The following is a 16367-nucleotide window of genomic DNA, read 5'->3' as shown; positions in this document are numbered from 1 at the left end:
GGCTTTTTATTATATGGATAATCTGTTCGGCATTTTAATTATTGCCATTATCGGCTTCTTATTTTGGCAGCAACGGCGTCAAACTGAATTAGCACAGTATTATATTGAACAACGTTGCAAAAATATGGGCCTACAGATGTTAAGCTTTGCTCGTGGTGAACATAAACTCAAAGATCATCATGGTGAATGGGGCTGGCGTACGGTATTCGTATTTGAATTTTCAGCCGATGGGGTCGATGTGTATCAAGGTTATATAGAAATGAAACGACTGCGTGCCAGCTATTTTTATTTACCGCCGCATCGTATTCCAGAAAGTAGTGATTATTAATAGGGATCGCCCTAAAAAGAATGGGCGCGACAATAATTATTGTCACGCCCTTAGATATTACTTATAGCAATCCAGCTACTATAGTGCTCCCTGCTATCAATCCTTGATATGCTTTAATCCCCTGGTAAATCTTAACTTCATCCTAGAAGTCACTCTTCGGTAATCCTTGACCCATCAGCATATCCAACACTGACTCTCTCTCCATTAGGAGGTGTCCTTAGCTTCATTAGAAGTTGTTCCTGACTTCGTTTTGAAGTAATTCCCTATCCCATCCTTGAATATTGCCATCCTGGCTAATAGATATCCTATCTATGGCCTCTATCCCAGAGAATCCTTGCATCCTGCTAGATGATAATCCTCATCACCTATTTGCTCTTCCTGAGCGACCACTTCCATGACTATTCCTAAATCCTTGTCAGCTCCAGCTGATGACAATATATTACCTTACAGGAAAAATGACGCAATATTAAACATTCTATTAATTATTACAAACAATTATTAATATTACAGATATTTATCGTAATCTATTGATAATTAATATGATTAAATTTTATCAGTAACTATTAATGACAACAAATAAAGAAATAATCCCACACTTTTGTAAGATATATCTCACAAGCAAAGTAGAAAACAGCCATTACAGATTACGATATGATCATTAACAGACTAAGTATAGAACTGTGCGAGGTGCGAGGTGCGAGGTGCGAGGTGCGAGGTGCGAGGTGCGAAATAAACCCGATGTTATTTAATCCGTCAAATAAAAACGCATTAAGCTTATCGCACAAAAAAGAGCGGGCGCGACTTTCGTCGCGCCCTTAGGTCTTACTTGCAGCTATCCCGCTACTATGTTGCTCCCTGCATCCATCCGTTGACTGCTGTGTTCCGTCAGCATTATCCTTTAGATTTCACCCTGAAATTGTTCCTGTGGTCATCCTAACCCGTCATCACATCCTGTTCTGACTCTCCTCTCCTTCCTGGAGGTGTCCTTTACTTCATCCTGAAGTGATCCTTTATGCCTCAATCCTAGAGGTGTTCCCTACTTCATCCTGAAGTTATCCTAGTGTCATCCTGACCAGTAAACATCCTGTTTACTTTTTACCGCATCCTACGCTATTCCCTTCACATTCCATGTCCGATAAACCATCCTAGTTTACCAGTATCTCATCCTGAGACTGCCTCAATCCGTGGCACTTTCCTGTTCCGTTATGTCAGTTCCTTCCGACACCATTAATACTATGTGAATTACTGTATAAATCCTATATATCTCAAAATCTCTTTTTTATTTATTATCAAAAAATAATACCCACTCCAGAACAAAGCACTATAAAACAAAATGTTAAATATACAGATGTAGATATGTAGCTACTCTTTCATGCTTATCTCCCACGCATTTGTAAGAGATCTCGCACACAGAAGTGAGCCAATAACTATTCATCATTTATCATATCCTGTTATAAATCGTAAAATGCCGTTCTTAATAACGTGCGAGGTGCGAGGTGCGAGGTGCGAGGTGCGAGGTGCGAGGTGCGAAATAAAACCGATGTTATTTAATCCGTCAAATAAAAACGCATTAAGCTTATCGCACAAAAAAGAGAGGGCGTGACTTTCGTCACGCCCTTAGGTCTTACTTGCAGCTATCCCGCTACTATGTTGCTCCCTGCATCCATCCGTTGACTGCTGTGTTCCGTCAGCATTGTCCTTTAGATTTCACCCTGAAATTGTTCCTGTGGTCATCCTAACCCGTCATTACATCCTGCCTGACTCTCCTCTCCTTCCTGGAGGTGTCCTTTACTTCATCCTGAAGTGATCCTTTATGCCTCAATCCTAGAGGTGTTCCCTACTTCATCCTGAAGTTATCCTAGTGTCATCCTGACCAGTAAACATCCTGTTTACTTTTTATCGCATCCTACGCTATTCCCTTCACATTCCATGTCCGATAAACCATCCTAGCTTACCAGTATCTCATCCTGAGACTGCCTCAATCCGTGGCACTTTCCTGTTCCGTTATGTCAGTTCCTTCCGACACCATTAATACTATGTGAATTACTGTATAAATCCTATATATCTCAAAATCTCTTTTTTGATTTATTATCAAAAAAGAATACCCGCCCCAGAACAAAGCACTATAAAACAAAAGGTTAAACATACAGATGTAGATATGTAGCTACTCTTTCATGCTTATCTCCCACGCATTTGTAAGAGATCTCGCACACAGAAGGCAGCCAATAACTATTCATTATTTATCATATCCTGTTATAAACCGTAAAATGCCGTTCTTATAACAGGTAAATATGAAGTGCGAGGTGCGAGGTGCGAGGTGCGAGGTGCGAGGTGCGAGGTGCGAGGTGCGAGGTGCGAAATAAAACCGATGTTATTTAATCCGTCAAATAAAAACCCACTTAAGCTTATCGCACAAAAAAGAGCGGGCGTGACTTTCGTCACGCCCTGAGGTCTTGCTTGCAGCTATCCCGCTACTATGTTGCTCCCTGCATCCATCCGTTGACTGCTGTGTTCCGTCAGCATTGTCCTTTATACTTCATCCTGAAGTTGTTCCTGTGGTCATCCTAACCCGTCATCACATCCTGTTCTGACTCTCCTCTCCTTCCTGGAGGTGTCCTTTACTTCATCCTGAAGTGATCCTTTATGCCTCAATCCTAGAGGTGTTCCCTACTTCATCCTGAAGTTATCCTAGTGTCATCCTGACCAGTAAACATCCTGTTTACTTTTTATCGCATCCTACGCTATTCCCTTCACATTCCATGTCCGATAAACCATCCTAGTTTACCAGTATCTCATCCAGAGACTGCCTGCATCCGTGGCACTTTCCTGTTCCGTAATATCAGTTCCTTCCGACGCTGATAAGATTACGCTTTTCATTATTATCCACAATATATGTTTAAACATTTTCTGATATTTATTTTCATCCCACCCGTAGAGTAAAAACAAAAAACAACTAATATCAATTAGTTATTAAAAAACAAATAGTCATATCTACTAAAAATAAACTCAATATCTTACATCCGCGTAAGAGATCTCTTACAACGATATTGGCTATTTGAGTAAAATAACTATTTAAGTAGATATCCACTATACTCACTCAGAGGAAAATAGTGCACAGTAAGGAGTCAACATGGAAGCATTCAACCACGACTTAGCTAACTTATTCAGTCAATTAGGGTTAGATAATTCAACTGAATCTATTGAGCATTTTTTACAAACCCATGGATTAGAACAACAACAAAAATTAGCTGAAGCACCATTTTTAGTTCCTGCTCAGCAACAATTTATTATTGAGGCACAACAGCAAGACGCTGATTGGTGCGAAGTCATCGATCAATTAGATGCTTTACTTAGAAAATAATAACTACTTTTACATTAGGAATGATAATGTCGACCATCACCCAAGAAATAGAACAGGTTATTAAACAGTTAGTTACTGAAAAAAAACAGCCATCAGTTGCATTAATTAAAGCACGACTAACAACATCTCTGCCTATTCCGGTGATAATAAAAGCACTGCAAGCATGGCAAAAAAACGCCAAAGTCCCTCATATAGAGAAGCAACATCGAGTATTAACCGCCGAACAACGTATAGAGCAACTAGAGCAACAAGTGCTTGCACTCTCAACCCGTTTGGCTCGATTAGAAGCTGATCGCTAGTAATAAAAAAGCACCTAAATTTAAAGGTGCTTTTTTATATTACTGAAAATTCCACGACATATTTGATACGATTCGACATCGATCGCATTTGAAATGAAACAAACCATGTAAGGCTTCTGATTGTCGCCATTCACCATCACAACTAGGACATCGACGAGCTAGCTCTGTGGCTTTATCTTTACCACCAACACGGTATTGATAATAATACGTTGGGACTTCTGTTGTTACTTCTATATGACGACACAACTCACGCCCACGTACAAAAAGCTCGCTATCTATATCGCCAATCTCCGCTAATGCCATACTAACTGCTGTTTGGCTTCTTATCGCCATCTGAATTTCATCAAATGCTTGCCATTCAGTCTGCCACTTAACAACCGCTTTATAATCACCATCAATTGTTGCCCCGGTCTGATATAGTGGTATTGGTAGCAACGTATCACCGCTACGAAGTGGTGAGCAACTGTGAACATACGTGGTATAAAGCACTTGCCACGATGGTGAAAAGTTTTCCGCTACAGAATCAGAATTAAGATCAACCCCTAATACTTTTATTTTAGGGGTTAGTAAGCACGATAACGTTAATTGCTCATAACATGCACACACTTGAGGGCTATTATAGCGTGAATGCAAACTCTCCTTTTCAGGACACACAACTCGTACTCGAAAGACACCGTCATCGATCACAACCGGAAATTCACGCCCCAGTACTTGACCGTTATAACGCAAAGCATCCATCAAGCCATTTATCGCACTATCGACTTGCGATAAAGTTGTGTTATCAAAACATTCAAATTGCAGCTCAACAACAAACACTATCTACACCTCAATCACTAGTGGCTGTAATTGCTGCAAGAACGTCGTAACATCAGCCGCTAACACTTGGCGAATATCTTTCCCGAGAGTTTCTAACACCACTTGACCGGTTAAATTACAAATAGAAATCACTTTTGATTCATCATCCAATACTGCAATAAACACTGTTGGTTTAAGCTTCATACGGCGTTGAGTAACTAAGTGTCCTAAAATATTTTGCTGTAAACGATCAATATCGTCATCATTAAATGCTTGCAATAAATCAAGTGATAAATCACCAAACATAGCGCTCATATCACCGCTAAATTGCGATCCATAAAAAGCGTTAATATCACTATGAAGTGATAAATCCATGCCTTTTTCAACCCCATCTAAAGTGATCGTAGGTTGACGCTCAATCGGTTTCCAGGTCACATTTTGACCATCATCATCGACAACACAAGGTGAAATAAGCCCAACTAAATGCTCACTTACAGGAAAACCGCGATCTGCATCACACCATGCTTGTAAATAACGAGCAGAAAAATCAGATAAAGCGCAGGTAACAGGATGATTCATTCGCAACCTCATAAAAGATTCAGTAAACTTTAGGTTTAAACCGTTTCGACGGACATCTATTCTAATCCAAGAGTGTCATAGACAGTATGAGTAAATATAAAGACGCTAAAGAATTAGCCGGTTTAACCCTTGGCCAAAAGACAGAGTATAAAGATCAGTATGATCCATCGCTACTGCAACCTGTACCAAGAAGCCTGAACCGTACCGATCTTAATATCAGCGATGATGCACTGCCATTTACTGGCTATGATATTTGGACATTATACGAATTATCTTGGCTCAATAAAAAAGGCTTACCACAAGTTGCCATTGGTGAAGTGCGTTTACCCGCATCAAGCCCAAACCTTATTGAATCAAAATCTTTTAAACTGTACCTTAACAGCTTCAATCAAACACGCTTTGATGGTTGGCAAGATATTGCAGATACTCTGCAAATCGATTTATCACGTTGTGCAGGCGCAGAGGTTGATGTCACCATTCAGCCGCTTACGGATTTTAATGAGCAACAGATTGTTAATTTCTTTGGCGAATGTATTGACGATCAAGATATTGAAATTAATGACTATACTTTCAAGCCTGAATATCTTGAAGGTGCCGCTGATAATAATGATATCGTGGAAGAAATTGTTCATAGCCATTTGTTAAAATCAAACTGCTTAATCACGAATCAGCCTGATTGGGGAAGTGTACGTATTGCTTATAAAGGCAATCGTATCGATCGTGAACAATTACTGCGTTACATTGTATCATTCCGTAACCATAATGAATTTCACGAACAATGTGTTGAGCGTATCTTTAACGATATTATGCGTTTTTGTCAGCCTGAATTACTGACTGTTTATGCTCGTTATACCCGTCGTGGTGGTTTAGATATCAACCCATATCGTACAAACATGGGAAAAACCCCAAGCGATAATTTCCGTCTTGCGCGTCAGTAATTAGATCCTCACGACGAATTCAACATTAAGTCCGGTAAAAAGCTTTACTTTGCTGGACTTGATGCTTTAACCCAGTAAAATTAATCTCATCTTGTGTGTTATTCTGCTGTTTTGAGATTATATGAATTTTCGCGGCCTATTTCTTTCTGGGTTAGTATTACTAACAACTTCATTTGATCTTCAAGCAAAAATTTATAGCTCGCCGATCCTCACTGAAGCTCATAATTTATTAGTTAATCAACCAGAGCGTACGCTTACAATCACCCAAAGCTACCTCGAACAACGTCGTCTAAGCCAGCCACAAGATCCATCACGAGTCCATCTTAGCGGTGAAACAGATCATTCTACCCGTACCCCACTTAATACTATCAATGCATTGCAACTCCAAGCGCAAGCTTTATCTCTTCTACAACGGCCAGAACAAGCAATTAGCGTTATCAAAAAAGCTGAAAAAAAAGCACTTGATAATAAACTTATGTTCAATGTCTTTGAAAGTCGGATTTTATTAGCTCAATTTTACTGGGTTAACTTAAGTAACAGTGCCACCGCACTAAAAATGCTCAATACGCTTAGCGCTGATATGAAGCATGCACAGCCAATAAAAGTTACCCGCCAACTACAAGAATTAAAATATCAATCACTGATGCTACGAGCGCTGATTGAATCAAGTATTGGTAAAGATGAAGCAGCAGAAAAACTGTTTATCAAAGCTAAAGGTTATTTAGTCGCATTTGACGATAAAGATGAAATCATTAACTATCAACTCACATTAGGTCAGCATTATTTACGTCATGATCATTATGATATGGCACTTGATCGCTTATTAAGTGGTTATTGGTTAGCAGTTGAAAATGATGATCAACCACAAATTGCACGGGCTAATTATGAATTAGCTCAACTCTTTGAAAAACGGCATGTGTTTGATAAAGCATTAGAACATGCGACTCAAGCTGGGGAATTTTTTGAACGTTATAAACGTACTCAACAGTTAGCGAGAACATTAACCCTAATTGCCTCTATCTATGAACAACAAGGGCGTTATAACCTTGCTCTCGTGCATTACTTTAATGCCCTTGACCAAGAGAATCAGCTTAAACATGATGTTCGCTCAGCGAATTTACGGCTCAATATTGCGCGAGTTTACTTACATCTATATAACTATCCCAAAACAGAACAATACATTGTTCAAGCTCGTAATCTTGCCCTACAAAGTGGTAATGAGAACATTGTCGCTGAAAGCCAGATCCTCCAAGGGCAATTAGAGTTAGAAAAAGGCGAATTAGATGATGCAATTACATCATTACAAGCCGGCTTAATTTCAGCTAGTCGTATTGGCGCCACAAGTTTGCAATTAATGGGTGAGTCCATTTTATCTGAGGCATTTGAAAAGCAAAATGATTACTACAATGCCCTCCTCAGTCAGCGCCGCTATGAACAGCTATATGCTGGCAAACAAAAAAGTGCAAATAAAAGCAATACTGAAGTATTTAAGCAACAACAAAAAATGATGGAGCGTTCACTCAGACTGGAAGAGATGGAGCGAGAGCAATTCATTAATCAAAATGCATTATATAAACAGCAGCAAATATCTTTAGCCCTAATTGGGGTGTTAGTTATTATGTTATTACTGTTATGGCGCCGCCAGCACATTAATAAACAATTAAAGCAGCAACTCACTAAGTTAACCACAGATTACTATACTCATCCTCGTAGTGGATTACGTAATCTACGGATGCTCAATGCCCGTTTAGCCAATTCACTCCAACAGAGTAGTGCTAACTTTGAACAATGGCATCTGGGTGAGATTATTAATGAACCTCTAAGTGATCGGCTACGATTTGCACTATTTGAAGTCTCATTCTTAAAGCGTATTTATCTAGAAAAAGGCTATCAACAAGGACTTACCGCAGAAAAAGAATTTGGCAATTATTTACAACAGCAAGTATTAGAACCTGCTCGTATTTATCATTTTTCTGATGCTATGTTTTTATATATCGAGCCCAATGCACGTTTAAGCTGTGATCCAAAACAACTTGCAGACTCGATGCAGCAATTAATTGATAATTATACCTTACCGTTAAACATCGATAATTCATTACAAATAGGTATGGCCGAGTACCCTTTCTTACCTCGAGCGTATACTGCAATTAATGATCAAGAGTTAATTGACATATTACTAATGACCGTCAATGTTGGTGTAAGACTCAATGATAAACAACCAGGTAGCAACTGGGTTCATATATGCGCGATTGATGCTGCCCCTGCTGCCAGTTTTGTTGGTGATAATATCCGCCGTTCTTGTATTGAAGGGATAGATAAAGGGTTAGTAAAAGTTCGTAGTTCAACCAATAATGAAATAATCTGGAACTACGATCACAATCTTAACAAAGATATCAATTAAATATATAAATGATACGAAACTCTGACAAATAGCGCTAACTATCAGGTTTTATTTTTGGTAGCATGTTACGATTATTACAGTAACATTATGAATTAAATGGATTTAATCGTATTAGTGCAGATGCATAACCAATGACAGATATTAATGCCATTGTTGCCGAAATCAGTGTTCTAAAGCAGCAGTTAGACCTTGCCCAACTTTCTTACCGTGATTCTAATCTAAAATCGCGACGCGAGACTGTAATATTAAAACGCCTTATTACTCGATTAGCGGTTGCCTGCCGAGGTCTTGATAACGATCTTGATAGTACGTTACACACAATAACCCATGATCTCGAACAACCATTAGAAATTAGTCGACTCATTCCTCGGTTAGCTATTGTGGAACGTCTGGTTATCCAGCAAGCTGATGTAATCCAACGCCAAAGCAAACAGTTACAAAGTCACGTTAATCAACGCGGACGCACTCTGTCACATTACCAAGGTTTACCTGCATCATTGCAACGAGATCTACGCGGTCTTTTCAACCAGCCATCGACAACATTATTAGAGAATCATCAGCGTATATTACGTTTACTAGAACTGTATGAACGCAGTATAAAATTAATTGCAGCGAATAATAACGGCACAACGCTATCTAGTGATAATCAGCAAAATTTTGAAATTGAGTTAGTTGCTGAATTACAACGCCTTATCACAGAGATAGATTTTACCAATGAGCAAGGTGAACAACTATTTACTATTCGTAATCAATTAGCACAAAGCGTCGATCAAAAAACATTACAGACGTTATTATTACAAGTATTAGGTCTTATTGTCACAGGGACTCATGCTGAACGTCATGCCTCGCAGCGGTTTCTAAATACACTCAATAGTGATTTAGCTTCGTTACAAAAAAATACATCGAAAACAGCCAGTTCTTTTTCAGTATTACATCAACATCGACGTGACTTTAACACTCGCATCTCAACAATAGTGACGAATATTAACCAAGAGCTGAAGACTAAAAATACGATAGAAACAGCACCTGAATCATTATTGAAGATTGCGCATGAATTACAACAATTAGCGCAACGTAATAGCCAACTAGAGCAACGAGAGCAAGCGCTACTAGAACAGTTAAGTCACAATGATAATAAAGTGCTGAATTTACAAGAACAGACTTACAGCTACCACCAACGTTTGAGCCAACAGCAACAAAATATCTTCCGTGATAAATTAACCCAGACCTACAACCGTAATGCGTTTGATGATCGTCTTGAACATGAATATCAACGTTGGTTACGTTACCAAAATCCATTACTGTTAATGCTGGTTGATATTGATAATCTCAGCCATATCAATAATAATTATGGTCATCATGCTGGAGATAAAGCACTTAAAATTATCGCCCAAACCATTAGCCAGCAACTCAATCCAACCGACTTTATTGCGCGTTTTAGTGACGATGCCTTTATGTTATTGATCACTGACATTAATCAGCAACAGCGACACCAAACAGTACAAACCATTCGCACGGCTGTCACTCAACTGCCATTACACTTTAAAGGTCAAAGTGTATCGATGTCAGTCTCTATTAGTAGCTCATTTTTTACCAATAACGACATCCCCAAGAATGTGATTGAACGTCTTGAAACAACATTACTTCATACTCAGCACCAGCACGGTAACATTGTCACTCACCATAATTAGCCTCCCACCGACGCCAATACGCACATCCATTCGGCTCGCTTATATTATTACTATCATTTACTGGTCAAAGATAAAATCACTGTGTATGGTAACAATAGAAAAGTAAATTATATTACTGTCAACTTCCTGTTCTTTATTTGATTTTAGCACCAGTCCCTTGGTGATTACGCCTTGCGTCACTGCCTTATATCAATAAATGAACATGCTTTTCATCATTACCAGGGAGGTTATTATGATAACGCATATCAGCCCTATCGGCGCTATGAACCTATTATCACAAATAGAAGCCGACAGCTTAAAAGCAACAGCATCCAGCGATTTATATCGTCTCTATCGCAACTGCTCACTCGCCGTTCTAAATTCAGGCAGCCATACCGATAACTCGAAAGAAATCCTAGAAAAACACCTCGATTTTGCGATTAATTTATTACGTCGAGAACGAGGTATTAAAATAGAGCTCGTCAATCCACCTGAACATGCCTTTGTAGATGGGCGTATTATTCGTGGTATTCAAGAACACATGTTTTCAGTTTTACGCGACATTATTTATGTTGATATGCATATAGCACGTCGTAACGATATCGATCTTGCCAGCGCACCGCATATTACTGACTTTGTATTTAGCCTATTACGTAACGCACGTACGCTGCATGCAGGCGAAGACCCAAATATTATCGTGTGCTGGGGCGGACACTCGATCAACCCGGTTGAGTACCAATATACCCGTGAAGTAGGCAATGAATTAGGCTTACGCGAACTCAATATTTGTACGGGTTGTGGTCCTGGCGCAATGGAAGGCCCAATGAAGGGGGCTGCCATTGGTCATGCTAAACAACGCTACTCTGAGAGTCGTTTTATTGGCTTAACTGAGCCATCAATTATTGCCGCTGAGCCACCAAACCCTATCGTCAATGAGTTAGTTATTTTGCCCGATATTGAAAAACGTTTAGAAGCGTTTGTTCGAATTGGTCATGGAATTATCATTTTCCCAGGAGGAGCAGGGACTGCTGAAGAATTACTGTACATTCTGGGGATTTTAATGCACCCCGACAATGCAGAACAACCATTACCCTTAATCCTTACAGGTCCTAAAGAAAGTGAAGCTTACTTCCGTACTTTAGATGATTTTATTCGCGATACCTTAGGTGAGGCCGCCACCCAGCATTATCAAATTATTATCGGCGATCCGGCTGAAGTAGCACAGGTAATGAAAGCTGCCATGGCTCGCGTAAAAGAACATCGTTTAGCCACGGGTGATGCTTATTGTTTTAACTGGTCACTGACGATTCCAGAAGATTTCCAAATGCCATTTGCCCCGACTCATAAAGCAATGGCAAGCTTAGATTTACACATGGATCAACCGAAAGAAAAACTGGCAGCTAATTTACGCCGAGCTTTCTCTGGTATCGTTGCCGGTAATGTCAAAGAAGAAGGCATTCATGAAATCGAGCAATATGGCCGGTTTAAGATTGATGGCGATAAAGTGTTGATGCAACGAATGGATAAGCTGTTGAAAAATTTTGTGGAACAGCAGCGCATGAAATTACCAGGCAGTAAATATGATCCTTGTTATGAAATTGTAAACTCTCACGACCAAACGAAATAAGTTCGTTATTTGATTACAGTTTTGCGTACAATAAGGAGCCTAAGCGCTCCTTTTATTCATCTAAATAGAATTTATTTATGGCTATTCACCTTGTTGTTATTGATGCATTAAATCTTATTCGTCGCGTTCATGCAGCGCAACCGGGGCAACCCGATGTAGACAACACTGCTAGAGTTTGTTGTCAGGCATTACAGAAAATCATTAGTAGCACCAAACCGAGTCATATAGTGGCGGTGTTTGATCATAATAGTGATGATCGCGGCTGGCGAGCAGAGCTACTGCCACACTATAAAGAAGGCCGTAAACCGATGCCGCCAGAGCTACTAACAGGCATGGATAGCATTCAAGATGCGTTTATGGCGATTGGTATTGATTCATTATTATCAGACGGTGATGAAGCCGATGACTTAGTAGCAACCTTAGCCTTAAAAGTTGCTTCTCGTAACGAACAGGTCACTATCGTTTCAACCGACAAAGGGTATTGTCAGTTATTACAGCCAACATTACGTATTCGTGATTACTTTCAACAACGTTGGCTTGATAGCCCGTTTATTGAAAAAGAATATGGCGTTAAGCCGCAATTATTAACGGACTACTGGGGATTAGCGGGGATCAGCTCCAGTAAAATACCTGGCATTGCAGGGATTGGTCCCAAAGCCGCGGTTGAGTTATTAAGCCTCTACCCTAGTCTTGAGTCTGTGCTGACCGCCACTGATCTTGCCCCTAAATGGCACAAGAAAATCAGTGGCAATGAAGATATAGCACGCGCATCCAAAGCCGTTGCAAGCTTAAAAACTGATTTAGTACTTGGATTTAATTTGCAAGATATCCGTTATCACGAAGCTAATTAGAATTAATTCAACGCATATTCTAGCAATAAAAAAACGCCACCCTCGTAAGGATGGCGTTCATAATAATTCGCTACGCTATATGCAAATTAATACGCAGAGCGATTATCTAAACGTTGAATATGGACGGTGATTTCTTCGCGGTCATGGTATAAATGTTTTGCTTGAAGCTTAAACTTCACACCATTTTTAATCAGTAGTACTTTTAGATTTTCAATATCTTGCAGCACTTCATCATAACGACCTTTCATTGGCAGTTTAAGATTGAAAATAGCTTCTTTTGCCCATGCTTTAATCAGCCATTCACCCATAAGGTGCGCTACACGAGCAGGCTTTTCAATCATGTCACAGACAATCCAAGTAATATTTTTACGTGCTGGTTCATATTTAAAGCCATCAACAGCATGATATTTAACTTGGCCAGTATCCATTAAGCTTTGTGCCATAGTGCCGTTGTCAATCGCATGAACGAACATCGAACGTTTCACTAATTGATACGTCCAACCACCAGGACAAGCACCTAAATCAACACTCCACATACCAGGGGCTAAACGTTCATCCCACTCTTCACGTGGAATAAACACATGGAAAGCTTCTTCTAATTTCAATGTTGAACGACTTGGCGCATCAGCAGGGAATTTAAGACGCGGAATACCCATAAAAAATTGGGAGTTATTTTGCGGGTAAGAATAACCAACAAAGCAACAGCCAGGAGCAATGAAGCACACGTGTAATACTGGTTTTTTATGGTTATCTTTAACGTATAAAATATTACGCTTACGCATTGCTTGGCGTAATGGCACCGTAAATTTACGGCAGAACTTCAATAGCTCTTTCGCTTCATTGGTATCAGGTGTTTCAATACGTAAATCGCCACAGATAGGGAAATTTTCACCAATAGCTTCTAAAATAGGTGAAATACGATCTTCTGATGGTAGACCTGTTAGCATTGCTGAAGCAGCAAACATTTGACGAGCAAAAATCAACTGCGAAAATGGCTGCAATTGAATAAACTTATTTGCATCACCCGCTTGGTAAAACTCAAATAACACATAACCTGAATTGTTTTTCGCCCGAGGGAAACCAAACAATTCCAGCGTATTTGCTTTGTCTTGAACCTCTCCGGCACATTCTTTTTCAAAGCCAGGACGACAGTACAATAAAACTTGATTCACGTTGGAACCCTCAAGCTGAACGCCAGGCTGCTATTGCGAGCATCACCCAGCCAATAATAAAACATATTCCGCCCATCGGAGTGATAGGACCAAACCACTTAATGCCAGTTAATGCCAATGCATATAAACTGCCGCTAAAGCAAATTATACCGAGGCCAAAAAACAGCGCCGCGTATGATAACGCTTTTGATGGCAAAAAGCGTGACAATATTCCACAAGCTAATAATGCCAATGTATGCCAGGCCTGATATTGGACCCCGACTTTAAACACATCAAGTAAATAAGGGGCTAATCTATGACTTAAACCATGAGCTGCAAACGCGCCGAGGGCCACCATTATCACACCACTACATGCAGCAAACACCAACATTAACCGCGATTGTTGACCTTGTTTAGAAGTTAACTCAACACTCACTGACACAATCCTTAATAAAAGTTGCTAATGCAGCAATCGCAATTGCTATATTTTCTGCTTCAGTATGACCAGAGACTTTACGTGGTTTAAAACCATGATCACCATCCACTAAAAATTGACAATGTACTTGCGGCGAAAATGGCCATTGCTCAACTTCACTACGAATACCAAAAGTGTCGCGTTCACCTTGTAGAATCAGGGTTGGTACTGTGATCGTTGCCAGATGATCACCGCGATAATTTTCAGGCTTTGCTGGCGGATGAAAAGGAAAACCAAGACAAGCAACACCGCGTACTTTCGAGGCACAATTATTAACCTGTGGTGTTTCAGCGGCAATATCAGTCACCATCAAACTTGCCATTCTCCCCCCCATCGATTTACCACCAATGACTAACTTGCCATTATCAAACTGCTCGATGTGAGTTTGAAAATCGAGTAATAATTTAGGTTGACGATCTGGCGGACGCTTTTTACCGTCTTCAGCCCGCTTAACCATATACGGAAAATTAAACCGTACCACTTGAATATTGTGTACTGCTAAACCTGCCGCGACGGTGGTCATAAAGGCATGATCCATTCCAGCGCCAGCACCATGAGCAAATAAAAACGTTGCTATGGCATCTTCAGCATCAGGACCATCAATCAGATAGTCACACTTCTTCGATAACATCAGGCATATCCTCTTGCTCTTTACGGGCTTTATTTAAAATCCAATCACGGAAAATTTGAATACGGCCGGTATCTGCTTGTTTTTCCTGACATACAAAATAAAAAGCATTTTTACTAACCAAAATTTCATCAAACGGACACACCAGTCTTCCGGCTTCTAATTCAGGCTGGGCTAAAACATTATTACCTAATGCGATGCCCTGTCCGTGAGCTGCGGCTTGTAGCACCATCGTTGAATGACTAAAGATAGGTCCTTGATTAACATTGACCCCCTTCACATCATAATGGCGGACATAGTTCTTCCACTCTTTACGAGAAGTATCATGTAATAAGGTGTGTAATTTTAAATCTTCGATAGTACGTAATGGCTTACTACCAACCAATAACATTGGCGAACACACTGGCATCATAAACTCTTGGTATAGCTTATCTGCACGTAAACCTGACCAATTACCACGACCATAATAAATCGCCACATCAACATCATCTGTCAATGAGCCTTCATCAAGATCAACGGCTTTAATACGGACGTCAATTTCAGGGTGTTGTTCATTAAAATCAGTTAATCTTGGTACCAACCATTGAATTGCAAAACTAGGAGGTAAACTAATGGTTAATGCACCTTTTGAGCCTCTTTCTAGTACCTTATCTGTCGCATCTGAAATCGATGAAAAGATATCTTTAATATCAAGAAAGTAGCTTTGCCCTTCTTCGGTTAATAGCAACGAACGATTGCGACGACGGAATAACTTTAACCCCAAAAATTCCTCTAAGGCTTTAATTTGATGGCTAACTGCGGCTTGAGTAACAAACAATTCTTCGGCTGCTCGAGTAAAACTTAAATGCCTCGCAGCGGCTTCAAACACCTTTAATGAGTTAAGCGGAGGTAAACGTCTAGACATACTTTTCGATGCTCTCTAATGCATTAGTTTTTTTCATCTCAAACATTATAAATTGTCCATTGTTTAAGTGCTATATAAACCCTATTATTCGCCCCGTAATGTTGATGAACATTTTGTGTTTTGCCCTCTGGCTAACCGCTAAATCAACATTACGATGTTGTGTTTGCATATTGTCCGGATCCTGCCGGATAGGTAGTTATCTACCGCTTTACTTCCTGTATTTTGACCTTGGTGTCAAAATAATTGTTAGCACTGCGCCCCAACGCAGTGCTATTTTTTTATTGCTCAAAAATCATCGCAACACTTGCTCTTCCTTGCATTTATTAGCATCATCGATAATTCAAATTTCTGTAATGTGAC

At 39.8% G+C, this 16367-nt stretch carries 14 protein-coding genes; 8 read left to right on the top strand and 6 right to left on the bottom strand.

The genetic code is table 11. The features are described 5' to 3' along the window. Positions 1-13 precede the first annotated feature (13 nt). From PPBDW_RS03380 to PPBDW_RS03370, 3 genes are all read left to right on the top strand, one after another. Positions 14-328: a DUF3301 domain-containing protein gene (locus tag PPBDW_RS03380; RefSeq protein WP_036793399.1), complete on the top strand. Its 315-nt coding sequence runs from the start codon at positions 14-16 to the stop codon at positions 326-328. A 3130-nt stretch (positions 329-3458) separates the two neighbouring features. Continuing rightward, a complete protein-coding gene (locus tag PPBDW_RS03375) occupies positions 3459-3689 on the top strand; it encodes a DUF2789 family protein (protein ID WP_036793398.1) in 231 nt (76 codons plus the stop codon). A gap of 26 nt (positions 3690-3715) precedes the next feature. Further along, positions 3716-3988 carry a hypothetical protein gene (locus tag PPBDW_RS03370; protein ID WP_036793397.1) on the top strand — a complete coding sequence of 91 codons (273 nt, stop codon included), beginning with the start codon at positions 3716-3718 and terminating at the stop codon, positions 3986-3988. Between the two features lie 39 nt (positions 3989-4027). On the opposite strand, the gene PPBDW_RS03365 is transcribed toward PPBDW_RS03370, so the two are convergent. Both PPBDW_RS03365 and syd read right to left on the bottom strand, forming a co-directional pair. Further along, on the bottom strand, positions 4028-4804 hold the full coding sequence (locus tag PPBDW_RS03365; RefSeq protein ID WP_036793395.1) for a Zn-ribbon-containing protein: 777 nt from the start codon (positions 4802-4804) through the stop codon (positions 4028-4030). A gap of 3 nt (positions 4805-4807) precedes the next feature. Then, positions 4808-5362: a SecY-interacting protein gene (syd, locus tag PPBDW_RS03360; protein WP_036793394.1), complete on the bottom strand. Its 555-nt coding sequence runs from the start codon at positions 5360-5362 to the stop codon at positions 4808-4810. 86 nt (positions 5363-5448) lie between these two features. Between syd and queF the strand changes: the two genes are divergently transcribed. The 5 genes from queF (at position 5449) to xni (ending at position 12849) form a co-directional block, all read left to right on the top strand. Continuing rightward, the gene (queF, locus tag PPBDW_RS03355) at positions 5449-6300 is read left to right on the top strand and encodes an NADPH-dependent 7-cyano-7-deazaguanine reductase QueF (RefSeq protein ID WP_036793392.1); all 852 of its coding nucleotides are present in this window, start codon (positions 5449-5451) and stop codon (positions 6298-6300) included. Positions 6301-6421: 121 nt separating this feature from the next. After that, positions 6422-8701 carry a tetratricopeptide repeat protein gene (locus PPBDW_RS03350; protein ID WP_036793391.1) on the top strand — a complete coding sequence of 760 codons (2280 nt, stop codon included), beginning with the start codon at positions 6422-6424 and terminating at the stop codon, positions 8699-8701. 131 nt (positions 8702-8832) lie between these two features. Further along, positions 8833-10392 carry a GGDEF domain-containing protein gene (locus PPBDW_RS03345; protein ID WP_036793390.1) on the top strand — a complete coding sequence of 520 codons (1560 nt, stop codon included), beginning with the start codon at positions 8833-8835 and terminating at the stop codon, positions 10390-10392. A 232-nt stretch (positions 10393-10624) separates the two neighbouring features. Further along, positions 10625-11998: a nucleotide 5'-monophosphate nucleosidase PpnN gene (gene ppnN, locus PPBDW_RS03340; RefSeq protein WP_036793388.1), complete on the top strand. Its 1374-nt coding sequence runs from the start codon at positions 10625-10627 to the stop codon at positions 11996-11998. 77 nt (positions 11999-12075) lie between these two features. Beyond that, a complete protein-coding gene (xni, locus tag PPBDW_RS03335) occupies positions 12076-12849 on the top strand; it encodes a flap endonuclease Xni (protein ID WP_036793387.1) in 774 nt (257 codons plus the stop codon). An 86-nt stretch (positions 12850-12935) separates the two neighbouring features. On the opposite strand, the gene rlmM is transcribed toward xni, so the two are convergent. The 4 genes from rlmM to PPBDW_RS03315 are packed head-to-tail and all read right to left on the bottom strand — an operon-like array spanning position 12936 to position 16007. Further along, positions 12936-14021, bottom strand: a complete 1086-nt coding sequence (gene rlmM / locus PPBDW_RS03330) for a 23S rRNA (cytidine(2498)-2'-O)-methyltransferase RlmM (RefSeq protein ID WP_036793386.1) — start codon at positions 14019-14021, stop codon at positions 12936-12938. A 10-nt stretch (positions 14022-14031) separates the two neighbouring features. Continuing rightward, a complete protein-coding gene (locus PPBDW_RS03325) occupies positions 14032-14391 on the bottom strand; it encodes a DUF423 domain-containing protein (protein ID WP_036796242.1) in 360 nt (119 codons plus the stop codon). Positions 14392-14425: 34 nt separating this feature from the next. Further along, on the bottom strand, positions 14426-15106 hold the full coding sequence (locus PPBDW_RS03320; protein ID WP_036793385.1) for an alpha/beta family hydrolase: 681 nt from the start codon (positions 15104-15106) through the stop codon (positions 14426-14428). Then, positions 15087-16007: a transcriptional regulator GcvA gene (locus tag PPBDW_RS03315; RefSeq protein WP_036793384.1), complete on the bottom strand. Its 921-nt coding sequence runs from the start codon at positions 16005-16007 to the stop codon at positions 15087-15089. The genes PPBDW_RS03320 and PPBDW_RS03315 overlap by 20 nt, the downstream gene beginning before the upstream one ends. Between the last annotated feature and the right edge of the window lie 360 nt (positions 16008-16367).

It is taken from the genome of Photobacterium kishitanii, from assembly GCF_000613045.3.
In the GTDB taxonomy this organism is placed as follows: Bacteria; Pseudomonadota; Gammaproteobacteria; order Enterobacterales; family Vibrionaceae; genus Photobacterium; species Photobacterium kishitanii.
Note: the sequence above shows the minus strand (reverse complement) of the source record. Positions and strands in the feature narration are given on the sequence as shown.

Bases quoted from the DNA above. Each gene is read 5' to 3' on its own strand.
- PPBDW_RS03325 (WP_036796242.1), bottom strand. From the start codon at position 14,391: ATGTTGGTGTTTGCTGCATGTAGTGGTGTGATAATGGTGGCCCTCGGC.
- PPBDW_RS03350 (WP_036793391.1), top strand. From the start codon at position 6,422: ATGAATTTTCGCGGCCTATTTCTTTCTGGGTTAGTATTACTAACAACT.
- queF (WP_036793392.1), top strand. From the start codon at position 5,449: ATGAGTAAATATAAAGACGCTAAAGAATTAGCCGGTTTAACCCTTGGC.
- PPBDW_RS03370 (WP_036793397.1), top strand. From the start codon at position 3,716: ATGTCGACCATCACCCAAGAAATAGAACAGGTTATTAAACAGTTAGTT.
- PPBDW_RS03380 (WP_036793399.1), top strand. From the start codon at position 14: ATGGATAATCTGTTCGGCATTTTAATTATTGCCATTATCGGCTTCTTA.
- syd (WP_036793394.1), bottom strand. From the start codon at position 5,362: ATGAATCATCCTGTTACCTGCGCTTTATCTGATTTTTCTGCTCGTTAT.
- ppnN (WP_036793388.1), top strand. From the start codon at position 10,625: ATGATAACGCATATCAGCCCTATCGGCGCTATGAACCTATTATCACAA.
- PPBDW_RS03320 (WP_036793385.1), bottom strand. From the start codon at position 15,106: ATGTTATCGAAGAAGTGTGACTATCTGATTGATGGTCCTGATGCTGAA.
- PPBDW_RS03345 (WP_036793390.1), top strand. From the start codon at position 8,833: ATGACAGATATTAATGCCATTGTTGCCGAAATCAGTGTTCTAAAGCAG.
- PPBDW_RS03375 (WP_036793398.1), top strand. From the start codon at position 3,459: ATGGAAGCATTCAACCACGACTTAGCTAACTTATTCAGTCAATTAGGG.
- xni (WP_036793387.1), top strand. From the start codon at position 12,076: ATGGCTATTCACCTTGTTGTTATTGATGCATTAAATCTTATTCGTCGC.
- PPBDW_RS03315 (WP_036793384.1), bottom strand. From the start codon at position 16,007: ATGTCTAGACGTTTACCTCCGCTTAACTCATTAAAGGTGTTTGAAGCC.